Annotated in this window: 12 protein-coding genes and 1 tRNA gene; 3 read left to right on the top strand and 10 right to left on the bottom strand. The window is 66.6% G+C overall.

Translation table 11 applies throughout. The features are described 5' to 3' along the window. Positions 1-84: 84 nt before the first annotated feature. Complete coding sequence (locus ACE3P9_RS09720) at positions 85-1,629, bottom strand: PLP-dependent aminotransferase family protein (RefSeq protein ID WP_374493731.1); 1,545 nt, start codon at positions 1,627-1,629, stop codon at positions 85-87. Positions 1,630-1,829: 200 nt separating this feature from the next. Here ACE3P9_RS09720 and ACE3P9_RS09715 point away from each other — a divergent pair, with 200 nt between their 5' ends. Beyond that, complete coding sequence (locus ACE3P9_RS09715) at positions 1,830-2,489, top strand: LysE family translocator (RefSeq protein WP_374493729.1); 660 nt, start codon at positions 1,830-1,832, stop codon at positions 2,487-2,489. A gap of 22 nt (positions 2,490-2,511) precedes the next feature. On the opposite strand, the gene priA is transcribed toward ACE3P9_RS09715, so the two are convergent. Both priA and hemE read right to left on the bottom strand, forming a co-directional pair. After that, the gene (gene priA, locus ACE3P9_RS09710; RefSeq protein ID WP_374493727.1) at positions 2,512-4,713 is read right to left on the bottom strand and encodes a primosomal protein N'; all 2,202 of its coding nucleotides are present in this window, start codon (positions 4,711-4,713) and stop codon (positions 2,512-2,514) included. A 1,708-nt stretch (positions 4,714-6,421) separates the two neighbouring features. Continuing rightward, the gene (hemE, locus tag ACE3P9_RS09705; RefSeq protein WP_374493726.1) at positions 6,422-7,561 is read right to left on the bottom strand and encodes a uroporphyrinogen decarboxylase; all 1,140 of its coding nucleotides are present in this window, start codon (positions 7,559-7,561) and stop codon (positions 6,422-6,424) included. A 284-nt stretch (positions 7,562-7,845) separates the two neighbouring features. Between hemE and ACE3P9_RS09700 the strand changes: the two genes are divergently transcribed. After that, positions 7,846-8,352, top strand: coding sequence for a hypothetical protein (locus tag ACE3P9_RS09700; RefSeq protein WP_374493724.1), 507 nt, complete (start codon positions 7,846-7,848; stop codon positions 8,350-8,352). 121 nt (positions 8,353-8,473) lie between these two features. On the opposite strand, the gene ACE3P9_RS09695 is transcribed toward ACE3P9_RS09700, so the two are convergent. The 3 genes from ACE3P9_RS09695 to ACE3P9_RS09685 all read right to left on the bottom strand — a co-directional run bounded on the left by ACE3P9_RS09695 (position 8,474) and on the right by ACE3P9_RS09685 (position 12,045). Continuing rightward, complete coding sequence (locus ACE3P9_RS09695; RefSeq protein ID WP_374493722.1) at positions 8,474-9,208, bottom strand: hypothetical protein; 735 nt, start codon at positions 9,206-9,208, stop codon at positions 8,474-8,476. Positions 9,209-9,213: 5 nt separating this feature from the next. Then, a complete protein-coding gene (locus tag ACE3P9_RS09690; RefSeq protein WP_374493720.1) occupies positions 9,214-9,660 on the bottom strand; it encodes a CoA-binding protein in 447 nt (148 codons plus the stop codon). An 84-nt stretch (positions 9,661-9,744) separates the two neighbouring features. Further along, positions 9,745-12,045: a protein-disulfide reductase DsbD family protein gene (locus tag ACE3P9_RS09685; protein WP_374493802.1), complete on the bottom strand. Its 2,301-nt coding sequence runs from the start codon at positions 12,043-12,045 to the stop codon at positions 9,745-9,747. Positions 12,046-12,279: 234 nt separating this feature from the next. Between ACE3P9_RS09685 and ACE3P9_RS09680 the strand changes: the two genes are divergently transcribed. After that, positions 12,280-13,116 (top strand): creatininase family protein, encoded by an 837-nt coding sequence (locus ACE3P9_RS09680; protein ID WP_374493801.1) that lies wholly within the window; start codon positions 12,280-12,282, stop codon positions 13,114-13,116. Positions 13,117-13,163: 47 nt separating this feature from the next. Here ACE3P9_RS09680 and ACE3P9_RS09675 read toward each other — a convergent pair whose 3' ends face one another. The 4 genes from ACE3P9_RS09675 to ACE3P9_RS09660 form a co-directional block, all read right to left on the bottom strand. Continuing rightward, positions 13,164-14,075, bottom strand: a complete 912-nt coding sequence (locus ACE3P9_RS09675; RefSeq protein WP_374493718.1) for an alpha/beta hydrolase — start codon at positions 14,073-14,075, stop codon at positions 13,164-13,166. 195 nt (positions 14,076-14,270) lie between these two features. Further along, positions 14,271-14,346, bottom strand: a tRNA-Thr gene (locus ACE3P9_RS09670). 108 nt (positions 14,347-14,454) lie between these two features. Further along, positions 14,455-16,059, bottom strand: a complete 1,605-nt coding sequence (locus tag ACE3P9_RS09665; RefSeq protein ID WP_374493715.1) for a phospholipase D family protein — start codon at positions 16,057-16,059, stop codon at positions 14,455-14,457. Between the two features lie 49 nt (positions 16,060-16,108). Further along, positions 16,109-18,010, bottom strand: a complete 1,902-nt coding sequence (locus tag ACE3P9_RS09660; protein ID WP_374493713.1) for an ATP-binding cassette domain-containing protein — start codon at positions 18,008-18,010, stop codon at positions 16,109-16,111. Positions 18,011-18,273: the final 263 nt, after the last annotated feature.

The following is an 18,273-nucleotide window of genomic DNA, read 5'->3' as shown; positions in this document are numbered from 1 at the left end:
CTTTTTTGCAGGCCCAGGGCGGCAGCCATCCAGGTGCCTGCCCTTGTGCTGTCCCGCGCTGTCTGGCTTCGGGGCTTCGGGGCTTCAGGCCGATGTCGAGGGAGAGGGCGCTCCCAGGGCCCGGATCTCGTCGGCCAGGCAGCGCCAGAAGGCAGCCTCCTGCGACACTGCAAAGTTGATGCGCATGCAGGTGCTGGTGCGTCGCTCGGGATAGAAGAGGTGGCCGGGCGCGATGAGCCAGCCATGGTCGAGCAGCCGCTGGCCGAGCCGCTCGGTATCCACGCCCGTCTCGATCCAGCCGAATAGGCCTGCTGGCGGTGCGGCCAGATGCAGACCATGCTGGCGGGCCAGGCGCACACAGCGGCTGCGGGCGGCATCGAGCCGGGCGCGGGTGGCTTCGGCATGGCGCCTGAGCCAGCCCTGCTGCAGGCACAGCGCAAGGGCACGCTCCGTGGGGGTGGGGGTGTTGAGTCCGGCGATGAGCTTGGTGTCGAGCACGGCATCGGTCCACCGGGGCGGGCAGATGACACAGCCCACGCGCCAGCCCGGGGCCACGATCTTGGCAAAGCCGGTGACGTAGAAGGTGCGCTGCAGTCCGTCGAGCGCGGCCAGCCGGGGACTGTGCGCAGGCGCAAAAGCCGCGTAGCTGTCGTCCTCGATGAGCAGGAAGTCGTGTGCTTCGGCCAGCTGAAGGATGCGGTGTGCCTCGACGGGCGAGAGGCTGTGGCCGGTGGGGTTGTGCAGCACCGAGACGAGCGAATACACGCGTGGCCGGTGGCGTGCCGCCAGCTGGGCGAGCGCCTCCAGGTCGATGCCGTCGCCGCTGCGGGGCACCGGCAGGAGCCGTACCCCCATGCGTGCCAGACGGGCGTACTCCACCGACCAGCCGGGCGCATCGACGAGGGCGCAGTCGCCGGGGCGCAGCAGGGTGCGCGCCACCACATCGAGCGCATGGGTCGCGCCGGTGGTGGTGACGATCTGCGCGGCACTGGCCTGAAAGCCCAAGGCCTCCACGTGCTGCACCAGCATGGCGCGCAACAGGGGATCGCCCTTGGGGCTGCCGTACAGGGCGCCGCTGGCCTCGATGTCCTGGCTGCCGGCGCGGCGCAGGGCGCGCGTGAGCAGCGAGGGATCGAGCCATTCGGGTGGCAGCACGCCCGAGGCGGGAGAGGGCTTGCCGAGGTGGTGGCTCGACATGGCGGGCGCCTGATGCATGGCCGTGGGCGTGTGCTCGTCCTCGGGGAGCTGCACCCCTGCGGGAAACATGGTGCGGATGAGCGTGCCCACGTCGTTGGGCACGCCAGCCGGTACCGCTTCGGAGGCAGGGGCGCTGGCGCTTTGGCTGGCGGCCGAGGTGCGGAGGTCGCGCACATAGAAGCCGCGCTGGCTGCGGGCCTCGATGAGGCCGCGCGCGAGCAGCTGGTCGTAGGCGGCCACCACGGTGTGGGGGCTCACGCCATACCGCGTGGCGGCATCGCGCACCGAGGGCAGGCGAGCGCCGGGGGCCAGCAGCCCGGCCACGATGCGCTGTCCGAACAGGGCGGCAAGCTGGTCGGTCAGTGCGATGCCGGACTCGCGGCGCAGGACTGTGGACTCATCCGAAGAAGGCGGGGGCGCAGCAGGTGTCATGGTGGCTGTATCGGGAAACTGTAGAGGTGATGCCGGCAGTACAGTGAGCTATGTGATCCGGTCAACTGTGTCGCTACTGTATCGGATGTGGCGTGTCCAATGAAGTCCTGTCGCGGGTCTGGCCGGACTGGAGCGGGAGACTTTCTGCCGTTGCCCTGTTCTGCTCCCCCGCGTGCCCTGTCTTTTGCGGAGATGCCCTCATGACTGCCCTGTCCATGGCGCCGGCGCTGGCTGGCCCGATCGTGCTCTACACCGTGGTGACGTCGATCACCCCGGGGCCCAACAACCTCATGCTGCTGAGTTCGGGTGTGCGCTTCGGCGTGCGGCGCAGCGTGCCGCATGTGATGGGCATTTCGATCGGGGCGGCGGTGATGGTGGCCCTGACGGGGCTGGGGCTTGCACAGCTGTTCGTGCGCTGGCCGGTGCTGCATGGTGTGCTGCAGGGGTTGGGCATGGCCTATCTGCTGTGGCTGGCCTGGCAGCTCACGCGCATGCCGGCCCCTCGGGAGGCCGAGGAGCGTGCAGGGGAGGGCCATGAAGGCGAGGGCAGCTCCCCGCAGGGAGTGCGTGCGCAGCCTCTGGGATTCTGGGGGGCGGCGGCTTTTCAGTGGGTGAATCCCAAGCTCTGGGTGATGGCGCTGGGCCTGTACACCACCTATGTGCCGGCCGGCAGCGGCGTGCCGATGGTGCTGGGGGCGGCAGCCCTGTTCGGAGTGATCAATCTGCCCTGCGTGAGCGTGTGGGCCGGCATGGGGCAGGCCCTGCGCCGCAGTCTGCGGCAGCCCCGCGTGCTGAAGGCCTTCAACTGGAGCATGGCGGTGCTGCTGCTCGCGTCGATGGCGCCAGCCTGGATGCATTGAGACGCGCGCACAGCGACAGGGATCAGATGGCCAGAGGATCGACGTCGATGGCCCAGCGCAGGATGGCACGGTCCCGATGGGCGTGCAGCATCTGCGAGAAATGGTGCAGAAAGTGCTGCAGCGCGGCGCGGTTCGGGCTTTCGAGCAGCATCTGGGCCCGTTCCTGGTTGGCCACGCGCTGGGGCGTCATGGGGACGGCGGGGTAGCAGTACACGCCTGTGGCAGCAGCCAGCTCGCCACAGGCCTCGGCGGCCGTCCGCAGAAAGCCCTGGGCGGCCTCCTGGCTGCGGCTTTCGGCGCGCACGAGTGCATGGTGGCTGTAGGGGGGCAGGCCCGCATCATGCCGCTCCTCCAGCTGCCGGGCCGCAAAGGCCGGGTAGTCGTGTGCGCGCAGGGCCGCAAAAAGCGGGTGGGTGGGGAACTGGGTTTGCACCCACAGCTCGGCGGGGGTGTCGGGCCGCACCAGTGCCGCGTCGCGGCCGGCCCGTCCGCCCGCCTGCATCAGCAGGGCAAAGAGGCGCTCGGGGGCGCGGAAGTCGCTGCTGAACAGCGCCCCGTCGGGGTTGAGGGCCGCCACCAGGGTGACGCGGCGGAAGTCGTGCCCCTTGGCAATGATCTGGGTGCCCACCAGCACGTCCACATCGCCGCTGTGCACGCGGGCGAGCTGGGCTTCGAGCGCGCCGGCATGGCGGGTGGTGTCGGCATCGATGCGGGCAATGGCAAGGGGGGCACCATCGGCGCGCCGCAGGGCCTGCAGGTGCTCGGCCAGGGATTCCTCCAGCCGCTCCGTGCCCTGGCCCAGGGTGCGGATGTCGAGATTGCCGCACACAGGGCAGGCCCGAGGGACGCGTTCGGTGTAGCCGCAGTGGTGGCAGCGCAGGGTGCGGTCAGCCTTGTGAAACACCCGATAGGCACTGCAGTGCGGGCATTCGCTTTTCCAGCCGCAGTCGGGGCAGTGGAGCACGGGGGCGTAGCCGCGCCGGTTGAGCAGCACCAGGGTCTGTTCTCCCCGGGCGGCACGTGTGCCGATGGCTTCGAGCAGCAGCGGGCTGAACACGGCTCCCCGTGGCGCATGGGCCATGTCGACGAGGCGCACCCGCGGCAGGGGTGCTGCGCCGATGCGCTCCGGCATGGCGAGCCGCAGATAGCGTCCTGCCGGTTCGTCTCCTTCGGCCGGGCGGCTCTGGTACCAGCTCTCCAGCGAGGGGGTGGCCGAGCCGAGCAGTACCCGCGCCTGCTGATGGTGCGCACGGTAGATGGCCAGATCACGGGCGGAGTAGCGCGCACCTTCCTGCTGCTTGTAGCTGGGGTCGTGCTCCTCGTCCACCACCACCAGCTGCAGGTGGGGAATGGAGGCCAGCACGGCCATGCGCGTGCCCAGCACGATGCGCGCCACGCCGGTATGCGCGGCCAGCCAGTGCTGCAGCCGCTGCGCAGGCGTGAGGCCGCTGTGCAGGGCGGCGATGCGTTCCTGCGGGAAGCGGTCTGCAAAGCGAGCCTGGAGCTGCGGAGTGAGGTTGATCTCGGGCACCAGCACCAGCACCTGGGCCTGCGGGGTGGCGGCCAGGGCGCGTGCCACGGCGTGCAGGTACACCTCGGTCTTGCCGCTGCCCGTGCTGCCGAACAGCAGGCAGGGGCGTGGAGCCTGCCCGCCAGCCCCCTCGCCCGAGGTTTCGAGTGCCTGCAGGGCCTGTTGCTGCTGCGGGGTAAGGGGAGGCGGCACAGAGGCGGGCGTGTCCGGCGGCTGGGCCGTGGCGGTGGCCTGGAGCTTGCGCAGGCGGCGCCCGAGCTGCACGGCATCGAGATCGCGCAGCTGCGGAGGCAATGCCGAGAGGGCCACTTCCCCGGGGCTGCGCTGGTAGTAGCGCCCCGTGAAGGCGATGAGCTGGCGCCAGTGCGCATTGAGCGGGGGCAGGTCGGTGAGGGCTGTGCGCACGGGGCGGATGGCCTCGGGCGCCACCTCGGTGCCGGGCATGTCGGCAGCTTCATCCCAGACGATGCCCAGCACCTCCCGCGCTCCCAGCGGGACCCGAACCAGGGTGCCGGGCGGCAGAGCCGTGTCGTGCAGGTAGGGCAGCGGTGCCATCGACAGCGGACTGTGGGCCGGCAGGGCTACCAGCACGTCGAGCCGCACCCCCGCACCGGGGAAAGCGGGGGGGGATGGCGAGGGGGTGGGCGGTTCCAGGTCCGGGAACAGGGCCTCGTCGGAAGGTGGGAGCTGCATGGCACCGACTGTACCCGCAATCGTCTGTGGGCATGTCCCCACCGCCTGTGGACAAAGGTGTGGGCCGTGCGTGACAGGGAGGCGCAACTCCTTGATTTGTATGGAGTCACACCATGCTGCCTGGTAAATAGGCAGCTCCTGCACAGAGCTCTTCCTTGCCTTCATGAGAGGTCCTGGCGTCCGGCGCACACGCAGCGCAGGGAGCTTCCCCTTGCCGATGTCGGGGCCAGACAGGGAGGCTGCCGTCAGCCGGACGGAAAGAAATTTTCCATGCACAGAGCCTGTGGATAACTTTGTGCATGACCTTGGGACGGAGCGCGTAACCCCGCGTCACGCCACGTGGAGCTTGGCCTGCACCCATTTCGGGCAATCTCATGCAATATCAATAAAATCAATAACTTGCATTTTTTGTGTAATCTTCATGTCGCATGCAGGAGCGCCCAAAAAAGACTTGACACTGGAATCCCTTTGTTGTGTACAAGTCCCATCGCTTCGGAATGGGCATCCCCTTCCCGGCATATGAAAAACCGTGCATGGTGAGCCCTTGCGGTTTCGGTGTGACGCCCCTGGGCGGGGCAGACATGTCCCCCGGCAACGGCCCGGCGTGCATGCACCTTGTCACCTCCCCCTTTCTGCTCGTCCATCGTGGGGCGCAATCTGGGAGATGCACCTGTGGTGCAGGGAGTGCCAGGGCGTGTCAGGCCTTACATGGCAGATGTCCCTCCATTCTGTGGACAACGGTGTGGAGCCGGAAGTGCGAAACCGCTGGAAGCCGCATGGCACAAGGCTTTCAGCGCGATGCCTAAATGACAGGCAGATGAGGCCGTATGGGCAGAAGGGGCGGGTTGGAGCCCTTCTTGGAGCCTTCTGGGACAGATTTTTCCGGGATTGGCGGCCCGACAGGGCGCTGCGGTGCCGCGCGTGTCACTTGGCGCCACGTGAGCAGGGCTGGCAGGTGAATTCATCCCCGGATCGTGGGGACAAGGCTGTGGAGTCCCACGTGCGAAACCGCTGGAAGCCGCATGGCACAAGGCTTCCAGCACGATGCCTGAAAAATGGTCACGCAAGGATCTGGCGACAGGAAACGCATGGGAAGGTGCCCCAGCAGACGGTGCACTTCCATGCGTTTCTTCATCCCGACCGCGCATGATCGGCGCCAAGCCCCGGTTTCCAAAGGCTTTTTTACCCCCTCGTCAAACCTGTGGATAACTTTGTGCATAGTGCCTGCACAGCACGGGACAACCCAGCCGTGTCCTGTGGATGAGTGGCACGGACAAGCGTATGGCATTCGCAAAAAACATGCATCTTTTCAATAGGTTGACGATTTCATGCCCATGCGCATCGCCAGGCATGGCCGCCTGAGGAGCGGGTCTGTTCGCTTGCCCATTTCTGTGCACAAGTCCTGTGCCGATGGGCAAGAATCGGGGAAAAGTGCAGGGCGTCGCACGCCTTTCCGGCGTGTGACGCCCCGAGACGCTTCCTGTGCTCGGGTGCGTGACTTGCCGGAGGGGGCGTTGCCCGGCGCTGCAGCTGAGGTGCGCAATATTCCTGCGCACGTGTGCATGCGTCCTGCGTGTGTGCGCAACGAAAAAGCCCTGCAAGGGCAGGGCGCGCATCAAAGAGTCAGTCAGCCCCAAGTGCACCTGCGCAGGGGCATGCGGGGCGGACGGCGGCTGACGCCTCAGGCTTCTGTAGAAGCCCGGCTCGCCTATGCCCGCAGCGTGCGGGAGTGGGCGTGCACCGTTTCGACCAGGGCCGACACATGTTCCGGGGGCGTGAACTGGCTGATGCCATGCCCCAGGTTGAAGATGTGCGTGGGGCCGCGTCCGACGCCCTGGTGCGGGGCGCCGAAGCTGTCCAGAACCCGGCGCGCTTCTGCGGCCACGGCCTCGGGCGGCGCGAAGAGGGCCATGGGATCCATGTTGCCCTGCAGGGCCTTGCCCTGGCCGTGCTCCCACAGCTGGGCACGCGCACGGCCGAGGTGGACGGTCCAGTCCACGCCCAGCACCTCGCAGTCCAGCGCCTGCATGGCGTCGAGCCACAGACCCCCGCCCTTGGTGAACACGATGCGTGGCACGGGCTGGCCATCGGGGCCGCTGCGCTTGAGCAGGGCCAGCACCTGCGCCGTGTAGGCCAGGCTGAAGGAGCGGAAGGCGGCATCCGACAGTACGCCGCCCCAGCTGTCGAACACCATCACGGCCTGTGCACCTGCGTCGATCTGTGCGTTGAGATAGGCCGCCACGCTGCGCGCGTTCACTTCCAGAATGCGATGCAGCAGGTCGGGGCGGGCATAGAGCATGGTTTTGACGGTGCGGTAATCGTCGCTGCTGCCCCCTTCGACCATGTAGCACGCCAGGGTCCAGGGGCTTCCCGAAAATCCGATCAGCGGCACGCGTCCCTGCAGGGCTCGCCGGATGCTGGTCACGGCATCGAACACATAGCGCAGGCGCTCCAGATCAGGGACGGCCAGTGCTGCCACTGCGGCCTCGTCCCGGATGGCACGGGCAAAGCGCGGTCCCTCGCCCTGCTGAAAGCTCAGGCCGAGCCCCATGGCATCCGGCACGGTCAGGATGTCGCTGAACAGGATGGCCGCATCCAGTGCATAGCGCTCCAGAGGCTGCAGCGTCACCTCGGTGGCGTAATCCACCTGCGTGGCCAGTCCCATGAAGCTCCCGGCGCGGGCGCGGGTGTCACGGTATTCGGGCAGGTAGCGGCCCGCCTGTCGCATCAGCCACAAAGGGGTGTAGTCGGTGGCCAGACCCATGCAGGCCCGCAGGAAAGTGTCGTTCTGCAAAGGCGCAAAGGACGTGCCAGCAGGGGAGATCGGTGCAGTAGAGGCTTCAGTCATGCGGGCTATTGTCGCAGGGAATTCTGATTCCACTCCCTGCCCGACTTGCGCGGGATCAGCGAGAGCCCGCATGGCTGCCAGGACTCTGTTGCTCAGCGCGGGACGGCGCTGCTCTGCACGGAGCACGCTCCGTGATCTGCGTCACTGGTGTGGACTTTGGTTGCAAGCTGTTGCCAACACGTCGGCTGCCATGCTCTGTCCATGCCCGATACTGTGGGCGAAGGGTGTCCCTTGCAGACACGGGGGCGCCTTCTTCTTTCCTTTTTCCACCTTCAGGAGAAACCATGGGACTGCTCGACGCACTCACGCAACTTGTTTCCACAGCCACCCAGCAGGGCGGCACCCAGTCGCATCAGGTGGATGCGGTGGTCGACCAGGCTTCGCCCGATGTGCTGTCCCAGGGACTGCGGGCGGCCTTTGATGCCACCGACACACCGTCCATCGGCAATCTGGTGGGGCAGATGTTCGGGCAGTCCAGCAGCCAGCAGCAGGCAGGGCTGGTCAACCAGATCATCCAGGCGCTGGGCCCGGCTGCCGCTGGTGCGCTGGCAGGCGGCATTCTGCAGAAGGTCATGAAGCCCGGTGCCCAGCAGGTCAGCGAAAGCGAAGTGGCCCAGCTCTCTCCCGCCGAGGTCACGCAGGTGGTGGATGCCGCTCAGGCGCAAAAGCCCGAAATCAGCCAGCAGCTCAGCGACTTCTATGCCCAGCATTCGGGCCTGCTCAAGGCTCTGGGCAGCGTGGCGCTTCTGGCTGCTGCCATCAAGATGAAGCAGTACTCCGAAAAGCACTGAGTCGACACACCACTGCTCTGTCCGCCGTGTGCCCTTTTCTGCAAGGGATGGGGCACCGAGTAGCAGAGGGGGGCAGAAACGGCCTCTGGCAAGGCCGCTCCTGCCCCGAAGCACTCCCGGATCAGGAGGTATAGACCACCCGGATCTGCGGGACCATGGTCACTCCCGGCTGCTTGCGCAGGAAGTCGGCGAGGAATTCGGTGAGTTTCTTCTCGCACAGCGCCATCACGGCCGGGTCTGAGGCGATGGTCTTGCCCGTGGCTGCGGCCTGGGCCGATGCCTGCTCATAGAGCTTGAGCACGGCTGCCTTTTCGTCGGTAAAGAGTCCCCCGGACAAAATCTTGTAGCGCAGATCGCGCACTGCAGGCTGTGCCACCAGCGCCGGTTTGTGCAGCCGGATCTCGATGCCGGCCGGAGTCGATCGAATGTCGTAGCTCCCGGGCTGCAGGTCATATCCCACCGGATACTCCACCGTATACCAGATGGCGACCGTGCCGGTGGACGAGAACCCCAGTACCGAGCGCTCCACGACCTGGGTCACCCCTTCCTCGCGCACCACGGTGGCGGTCAGAAGCTTGAGGTGTTCGGCCAGGGACTGCTTGCCCACCGTCAGGTAGGTGCTGTAGCGCGAATAGCCCAGCAGTTCGGCATGGGTCTGCTGGACCTGCCGCTGCAGGGTCTGCACCTCGTCATAGGCCTGCTGCATCCGGCCGCCCATGAGCAGCCAGGTCACGCCCGCAGTGAGGGCACACGCCACTCCCGCTCCAGCCAGATAGGGCAGGTGACGCAGCAGGCGTCTGCCCCGGTGCGCCAGGGGAGCGGCATGGGGCGAGGCGTGTTCGGCGGCGGAAGACATGGCCATCATGCGTGGCGCACAATGCCGCGGTGCCCCAGCTCGATCTTGATGCACTTGTCATGCACCACCGTGAGCCCTGCCGCCTCGGCCTTGTGTTCGGCATCGGGATGGTGCACTCCCAGCTGCAGCCACAGCGCGGGTGCACCGATGGCAATGGCCTGGTCAGCCACGGGAGGCACATCTTCCGACTTGCGGAACACGTCGACGATGTCGATGGGATGCTCGCCCGCCTCCTTGAGGGCCTGGGCTGCAGTCGGCAGATCCGGGTAGACAGTCTCGCCGAGCACCTTGGCACCCTTGGCTGCCAGCACGGGGTTTACCGCCACCACCCGGTAGCCGGCGCACTGCAGATAGTGGGCCACTTCATGGCTTGCGCGCTCCGGATTGTCCGACAGCCCCACGACCGCCACGGTATGGCTGTTTTCGAGAAGGCGGGTGATGTTTTCCTGCATGGCAGAGTCTCCTGATGGGTGAGCAAATCAATGGTGGGGTGGTGCGTGACTGACCATTATGGAGAGCCGCGCAGCATCCGGCACCTACAGCGCAGATAGCGCCTCCTGCACATTCTTCAAGCGCAGGACTTCCACCAGCACGTGGGGCCGGTCGGGGTGGCGCGGATCATGCAGCACGTACACGGGCACGCCGCTGCGCCCCAGCCGGGCCAGCGAAGCGGTAATGGCCGGGTCGGCCCGCGTCCAGTCGGCACGCAGCAGCAGCACATGGCGTGCCTGCACGGCGCGGCGGAAGTCCTCGGTTTCCAGCACGGTGTGCTTGTTGACCTGGCAGGTCACACACCAGGCTGCGGTGTAATCCACGAATACGGGTTGCCCTGCGGCCAGGGCCTGCTGCACCCGCGCTTCGGACCATGGCTGCCACCCGGCAGCAGTCTCGGTGGCCTGTGCAGTGTCCCCGGCGGGCAAGCTCCTGCCGATCAGCGGTGCGTAGCCGGTCATCAGCCAGATGAGCACGGCGGCAAACAGGCCGCGCAGCGCCCAGCGTCCCCGGCCTTCCAGCGTCAGGGTCCATACCAGCCCGCTGCCCGCCAGCAGCAGCGCCAGCAGGGCGGCGGCGCCATCCATGCCGCTCTGCTGCCCCAGGACCCACACCAGCCAGATCACCGTGCCCAGCATGGGAAAGGCCATCAGGGTGCGGAAAGTCTGCATCCAGGCCCCCGGCCGGGGCAGCCAGCGCGTCAGGCCGGGGAAAAAGCTCCCCACGCCCACAGGCAGTGCCAGTCCCAGACCCATGGCGGCAAAGATCGTCAGAGCCTGCCAGGCCGGCAAGGTCATGGCCAGCCCGAGCGAGGCCCCCATGAATGGTGCAGTGCAGGGCGAGGCTACCAGCACGGCCAGCACTCCCGACAGCAGGGCATCCGTCACCGGATGTCGGGCCGTGGCCTGCATCCAGCGGGCCGGCAAGACATGTCCCACCTCGAACAGGCCGGCCAGATTCAGACCCAGCAGCGTGAACAGGGTGGCCAGCGCCGCCACGGTCCAGGGATTCTGGAGCTGGAATCCCCAGCCGAGCTGCTGCCCCGTGGAGCGCAGCGCCAGCAGTCCGCCAGCGAGCAGCACGAAGCTCAGAATGACTCCCGCCGAATAGGCCAGTCCGCTCAGGCGCTGCTGCCGGGCATCGTGGGCGTGGCGGCTCAGCGCCAGGATCTTGATCGCCAGCACGGGAAAGACACAGGGCATCAGATTCAGAATCAGCCCCCCCAGCAGCGCGGCCCCGAGTGCCAGCCACCATCCCGGCCCCAGAGCACTTTCGGCCGGGCCCTGCGTCGCGGATGCGGCCTGCTGTGCCGATTGCAGGGCAGCCTGCAGGGCAGGAGACACCTCGGCCCGCGCCTGGGCAGGCGCCGGCCAGGTCCCCTGCACCGGAGCCACCAGCCGCAGCGGCGGCACCTGTGCCGCATTGCGCGCGATGCCATCCGCATCCGTCTCGCCCCGCAGGGCGAGCACGATCGGCAGGGCGCCGGGGCTGTCGGTGCGCTGGGCCTCGTCGAGCGGCAGCGTCATCCACCAGGTGCCCCCCGACCATCCTTGCTTGCCCGCATCGGCCGGGGGCGTGATGGTGGGTGTTTCGGGATACAGGTTGAGCGCCTTGCCCTGCCAGGCAGCCGGCAGGCCCTGCACCTCGTAGCGCAGCGCATGCGCCGTGGCATCGACACGGGCATGGGCGCTGGGCGGCTTGGCTCCGGGCAGTGCCTCAACTGGTACCCGGGCCAGGGCCGCCTCGAAGGCCGGGCGCGAGGCGGTTTGCGCCTGTCCTGTCGGCAGCGTGAGACTGAACTGTCCCTGCTGCGGAATGCATTCCTTGCGGCATACCAACCACTGTGCTTGCAGCCGGAGAGTGACGGGGGCTCCCGCTTTCCATGCAGGGCCCACCTGTACCGCCACCGGCAGCAGCACGGTGCCGTCGTAACCGTAGTTGGCCAGCTGTCCAATCGGCAGCCGGGTGGGCACAGGCCAGCGCACGTCGCCGGCAGTCATGCCGGCCGGCAGCGTCCAGCGCAGGGAGGTGGCCTGTCCACTGTCACCGGGATTGCGCCAATAGGTGTGCCAGTGCGGCTGATGGGTGAGCTGCAGCCCCACCCACAGCGGCTTGCCTGCGGCCACCCCCTCCGGGGCATAGGCCAGCAGGCGTGCATCCACCTGGTCATTGCGCACCTCGCTGGCGTCCGTCGTCAGAGCAGCAAAGGCCGACGCAGAAGAGGCGCTCACGCTGCCAGATACCTGCTGAGCCTGGAGCGGTGCACCCGCCATGCAGGCCCCCAAGGCCAGGGCCATCCCTGCGCTGTTCCTGCGCCATGCCTTCTTTGCCAGCGGAGCCGTCATGCGGCCCTGTGGCAGGGGCCGCACCATGCCCCCACGACTGATCCGCATCCAGCCGGTCACGGCTCGGGCGAATCCCCTGATTGCTTGCTTCATACCTGCATCCTGTATGGCCCTGCACCGTCTCGGCCCGGCCGTCCAGCGAGCATGCCTATGGCTGGTCTGGCAGGGTGCCTGTGTGGCTCTGCATTATGCGCGGGCGGGTAGGGCAGCGATGCGGCAGCTATCATGCTGTCCATGGTTGCCGCATCTCCTTCCCCGTCCCTGTCGCGCTACTGGTCCGATTGGACCACCACCGATCTGGCACGCATTGACCGCCGTCGTGCCATTGCCATTCTGCCCGTGGCAGCCACCGAGCAGCATGGTCCGCACCTTCCTGTGCGCGTCGATGCAGCGCTGGCCGAAGCCATGATCGCCGCCAGCCTGCCCCATCTGCCCCCCGATCTGCCGGCCCTGTTCCTGCCCGTGCAGGCCGTAGGCTACAGCACCGAGCACACCGCCTTCGAGGGCACCCTGACCCTGTCGGCCGAAACCGTGCTGCGGCTGTGGACCGAGCTGGCCGAGTGCGTGGCCCGCAGCGGAGTGCGCAAGCTGCTCCTGTTCAACACCCACGGCGGCAATGTGGGCCTCCTGGACGTGGTGGCACGCGATCTGCGCACCCGCCTCGGCATGCTGGTCTATGGCTGCAGCTGGTTCAACCTCCCGCTCGGCGAGGCCGATGCCGCCTTCGATGCGCACGAACACCGCTTCGGGGTGCACGGCGGCGAGATCGAAACCAGCCTCATGCTGGCCATTGCCCCCGGCCTCGTGCACATGGATCGGGCACAGAACTTCGTCAGCACCTCCGAGTTCCGGGCTGCCCACTTTCCCACGCTCGGCAATGGCCGCAGCGCCAAGCTGGCCTGGCAGGCACAGGATTACAACCCTGCAGGCGCCACCGGCCATGCCGCCGCCGCCACGGCCGCCAAGGGACAGGCCCTGCTCGACGCTGCAGGGCAGGCCCTTGCCCGGCTGCTCATCGAAATCGACCAGCTGCCTCCCGACACCCTGCGCGAGCGGCCTCCCGTCGCCTGAGGGCACTGTGCGCCTGCTTTCCCGGACGAGGCAAGGAGCAGGGCGACTCAGAGAGCTCCCTGCGTGTGGCGCATCATGAAGTCCGCTGCCTGACGCAGGGTGCGCTTCGATTCCGGCAGCTTGGCAAACAGGGCCGGCCACGCATGCACCATGTGGGGCTCCAGATGCAGGGTGGCCTCCACGCCAGCCTCCAGTGCTCGTGTCACCAGCCGGGTGGCATCGTCGCGCAGCATCTCGTGCGCACTCGCAAACACGAGCAGGGGCGGCAACCCCTGCAGATCGGCAAACAGAGGCGAGGCCAGCGGGGTCGCCCGGGCATCGTGTCCAGCCAGATACCAGGCCGCAGCCTGCTCCAGCCAGTGAGCGTGGAACATCACGTCGCTCTCCGCACAGACCCGCACGCTCTTGCCACTCATCGACAGATCCGTCCAGGGCGAAAACGCCACCGCACAGGCCGGCATCGGCAAGCCTGCCGCGCGAGCGGCCACTAGCAGGGACAGCGCCAATCCACCGCCGGCCGAATCCCCGGCCACCAGGAGCCGCCCTGGCTTCACCCCCTGTTCCAGAAGCGTTCGGTACCAGGACAGGGCATCGTCCACTGCCGCTGGAAAGGGGTGCTCCGGCGCCAGCCGGTAATCCGGCACCAGCACCCGCGAGCGTGTCAGCAGCCCGAGCCGCGCGCAAATCTGTCGATGCGTTTCGGGGCTGCCGAAGAAATACCCCCCACCATGCAGGTAGAGCAGGGTGCGTTCGGTCACAGGCCCCTCCACCCAGTCGGCCGGGCACAGGCGACCGCTCCGAGGTGCTGGATGAACCACCACCGTGCGGGGCAGCGGCGGCGCCATGCGCATCACCCATTGCACCCGCTGGCGCACCATGGCGGGATCGAGCGGCACGGACGGGCTGCCTTTCACCATGCGGCGCAGCCAGGCATTGAGAAGGATGCGTTGCAGACTCATGAGGGGAATCCTCCAGACATGCGGCCAAGGCCGATCATGACGGCCTGTCCCTCGGGGCCAGGCCGTCTCCATGCCCACCATCATGCCCGATGACGGCCTCTGTCCGATCGGCGCACGTCCAGGGCGTCCCATCTGGCGCACACAAAACAAAACCCGCAGAGTCCTTGTGGGACCCATGCGGGTTCTGAGAGAGGTTGGTGCCGACTGCCGGAATCGAACTGGCGACCTACGCGTTACGAGTGCGTTGCTCTACCAACTGAGCTAAGTCGGCGCAGCGCGGATTGTAAAGTATTTTTGCCAACCTGGCCCGGTTCTGCAGCCAGCAGGACATCGCCTTGTCGTTCCCGGGCCACGCGCGGCACCCCGAGCCGCCTTGGGTTCACAGCAGTTCGTCTGGCGCAAAGGGGGCCATCAGGCGAAGCATCCAGCGCAGCGGACGACTGGCATCCGGTTCCTCTGTCTGGTCGTTCAGCCCGCTCTCTGGAGGGGCCTGCCACAGCAGGGAGCCATCGGTGCGCAGATGCACCGTCCAGGCGCTTTCGCGCACGATCGGAGTCACCCGCTCCTCGATCATCTGCGCCAGCGTCCGGCTGCGGATCAGCAGCCCCACCTCACTGTTCTGCAGGTGCGAGCGCTGGTCAAGATTCATCGACCCCACCGCCACGATCCGGCCATCGATCACCACCAGCTTGGCGTGCAGGCTCGCACGCGCCGCTTTTCCCGCCGAGCCGAACACCGTGCGTGCCGACTGCTTCTGCAGGGCACGCATCTCGTGCAGTGCGACCCCGCTGCGCAGCAGCTCCCGACGATGGCGGGCATAGCCGATATGTGCGGCAGGCGCATCGGTCGACGCCAGCGAATTCGTCAGCACATCCACTTGCACCCCTCGCTGGTGCATGGCGGCAAAGCGGGCCAGCATGTCCTTGCCCGGCACAAAGTAGGGCGAGACGATCAGCACCCGCTGTCGCGCGAATCCCATCAGATCCATCAGGCCATGCACCACGGTGTCGTCGGTGGAGACGCGCCCTCCGGAATCCGCATCCTCGGCTTCCAGCTTGGCAGGGGCATCGGCCAGCAGGGCGCTGGGAGCCCATATCCACGAGGCGTGCAGGATATCCATGGCGGGCGGGTAATGCCCATCCTCCGCAGGGCCGGAGGCCTGCGCCGCCGGCTCCTCCTCTGCTGGTGCGGGTGGAAACGACGGCCGCGTCGAAACCGGCTGCCAGGTGGTTCGCAGCCGATCGAGTTCCCTGCGGCTCAGCAGCCGCTGGACCGGGTAGGCCAGCGGATGGTTCCAGTACCTGTCAAAGCTGTCCGACATCCGGCGCACGATGGCCCCTGTGGCCAGCACATCCATGTCGATGAAATTGCTGTCCTCCGCTTGGCCGAAATACGCATCTCCCAGATTTCTCCCCCCCACGATGCCCATGATGTTGTCTGCGATGAACAGCTTGTTGTGCATGCGGTGCTGCAGCCGGGAAAAGTCCCGCAGCGTCACCATGGCACGCCATCCTCCCAGAGCGCGCCCCCCGGGCAACGGATTGAACAGCCGCATCTCGATGTGGGGAACGAACGCCAGCTGCAGCACCTGCGCATCCGCACCGCGGGTATTGAAGTCGTCCAGCAGAATGCGCACCCGCACCCCCCGGGCAGCCGCTGCCCGCAGGGCCTGCAACAGCACCCGCGTGCTGCCATCGGCGTGGATGGCGTAATACTGCAGATCCAGCGTGCGGGTGGCCTGCTCGATCAGAGCCAGACGGCTTGCCAGGGCCCCGTCCGCACTGTCCACCAGCACAAAGGCACTCGGCTGCCTGCCGCCGCTGTCCTGCATGGCCTTCTGTTCCCAGCGCCGCAGCGGAGTCGCCACGCCAGCGTCAAGTGCAAACGACGCCTCACGTCCCCGGTTGTCGGGCAAGCCCGCGCAGCCTGCAAGCAGCAGCATGCCCAAGCCCAGAAACATCCAGCCCATCCGGTGTCGCATCATGCTGCTCCTTCCTCTGTCCGGCTCTTGCCCGCACCCCCGGCAGGTCATCTCACGAAGAAGACTGCGTGCTCGACAGCAGCTCCCACCGCTCCAGCGCCTGCATCAGCTCCTCCTCGATCGCCTCGTCGCGGTGCTGCAGCGAAATGGCTTTCTGCAGGTCGCTGGAATACAGACTCCCATCGGCCAGAGCCGATCGGATCTCCCCCTGCTCCGCTTCCAGGGCCTCGATGCGCCCCGGCAGGGCATCGAGTTCGCGCTGATCCTTGTAGCTCAGCTTGCGGCGCGGTGCCGGCGATTTCCCGGAAGCACGAGCCTCGGTGGCCGATGCCGCCCCAGGATCGGTCTTTTCGTTGCGGGGCCTGTCTTCTCGCACCAGCTCTGCAGCACGCTGGGACTGCGTCAACCAGTCCTGCACGCTGCCTTCGTATTCGCGCCAGCGCCCCTCTCCTTCACTCACGATCGTGCTCGTCACCACGTGATCCAGAAACGACCGGTCATGACTCACCAGAAACACCGTTCCCTCATAGCTTTGCAGCAACTCCTCCAGAAGCTCCAGCGTGTCGATGTCCAGATCGTTCGTCGGTTCGTCGAGCACCAGCACATTGGCCGGACGCGCAAACAAGCGGGCCAGCAGCAGCCGGTTGCGTTCGCCGCCACTCAGACTCCGCACAGGAGACGCCGCACGCGCCGGACTGAACAGAAAATCCCCCAGGTAACTCTTCACGTGCTGGCGCCGCTGCCCGATCTCGATCCATTCGCTGCCCGGACTGATGAAATCCTCCAGCGTGGCATCCAGATCCAGCGCCTCGCGCATCTGATCGAAATACGCCACCTGCAGATTGGCGCCCTGTCGCACCGTCCCCGCATCCGGCGCAAGCTCTCCCAGAATCAGCTTCAGCAAAGTCGTTTTTCCGGCGCCATTCGGCCCGATCAGCCCCACCTTGTCGCCGCGCAGGATCGTGGCACTGAAATCCCGCACCACCACCTTCTCCCCGAAACGCTTGTCCACATGCTGGAGCTCCGCCACGATCTTCCCACTGGGAAGCCCACTCGCCACCTCCATGCGCACGCGGCCCACCGCCTCGCGACGTTCCGCCCGCGCCTGCCGCAGACGCTGCAGACGCACCACCCGGCTCTGACTGCGCGTGCGCCGAGCCTCCACCCCCTTCCGTATCCAGACCTCTTCCTGCGCCAGCAGCCGATCGGCCTTGCCCTGGATCACGGTCTCCTGGGCCAGTTGTGCTTCCTTGAGCACCTGATACTGCGCAAAATTACCGGGGTAGCTCCATAGCCGACCTCGATCCAGCTCCACCATCCGGGTACACACCGCATCCAGAAAGGCGCGGTCATGGCTGATCGTCACCACACTCCCCCTGAACCCCCTGAGCAAATCTTCCAGCCACACAATCGAATTCATGTCCAGATGGTTCGTCGGCTCATCCAGCAGCAGCACATCCGGTCGCGCAACCAGCGCCTGTGCCAGCGCCACGCGCTTGCGGGTCCCGCCAGAAAGACCACCCACCCGCACATCACGCTCCAGATGCAGCCTCTGCAGCGTCTCGGTCACCCTCTGCTCCCAGTTCCACCCATCAAGCGCCTCGATCCTCCCTTGCAGAGCATCCAGAGCCTGTGCATCCGTCTCGTGCAGAAAACGCTCCCTCAGCGCCAGAACCTCCTCCAGTCCCCGGCTGACCGCCTCGAACACACTCCAGTCCGGATCGAGCACCGGCTCCTGTGCCACATAGGTGACACGCACCCCTTGCTGCACCAGCACAGTCCCTTCATCAGCCTGTTCGAGGCTCGCCAGTATCTTCAGCAAGGAAGACTTGCCCGCGCCATTGCGCCCGATCAATCCCACCCGTTCCTGCAGTTCGAGTGAAAAATCCGCCCCATCCAGGAGCGCCACGTGCCCATACGCCAGATGGGCATTCAAAAGAGTCAAAAGAGCCATGCCGCCATTATCCGTGGGGCAATCACTTCCTGTATGCACCGGTCTGGAGCCCCTGCCTGTCGATCGCAGTGCAACCAGATCGTTGCCAACGCGCAACAAGAAGGGTTTCCCCCAGCTTTGGTGCGAGCAGGACTCGCGCATTGTCAAAAAAGGTGCATAATTCATTCCCATGCCGCAGCGCACCAAGCGAAGCGGCAAGTCAGCAAAACAAGATCTTCAAAAAGTTCTTGACTGATCAAGAAAGCGTGATATAGTAGAGGGCT

Origin of the sequence: Allobrachymonas sp., assembly GCF_041912815.1 — a bacterium.
GTDB lineage: Bacteria > Pseudomonadota > Gammaproteobacteria > Burkholderiales > Burkholderiaceae_C > Brachymonas.
The sequence above is the reverse complement of the archived record's forward strand: the minus strand, read 5'-3'. Positions and strand labels throughout refer to the sequence as shown.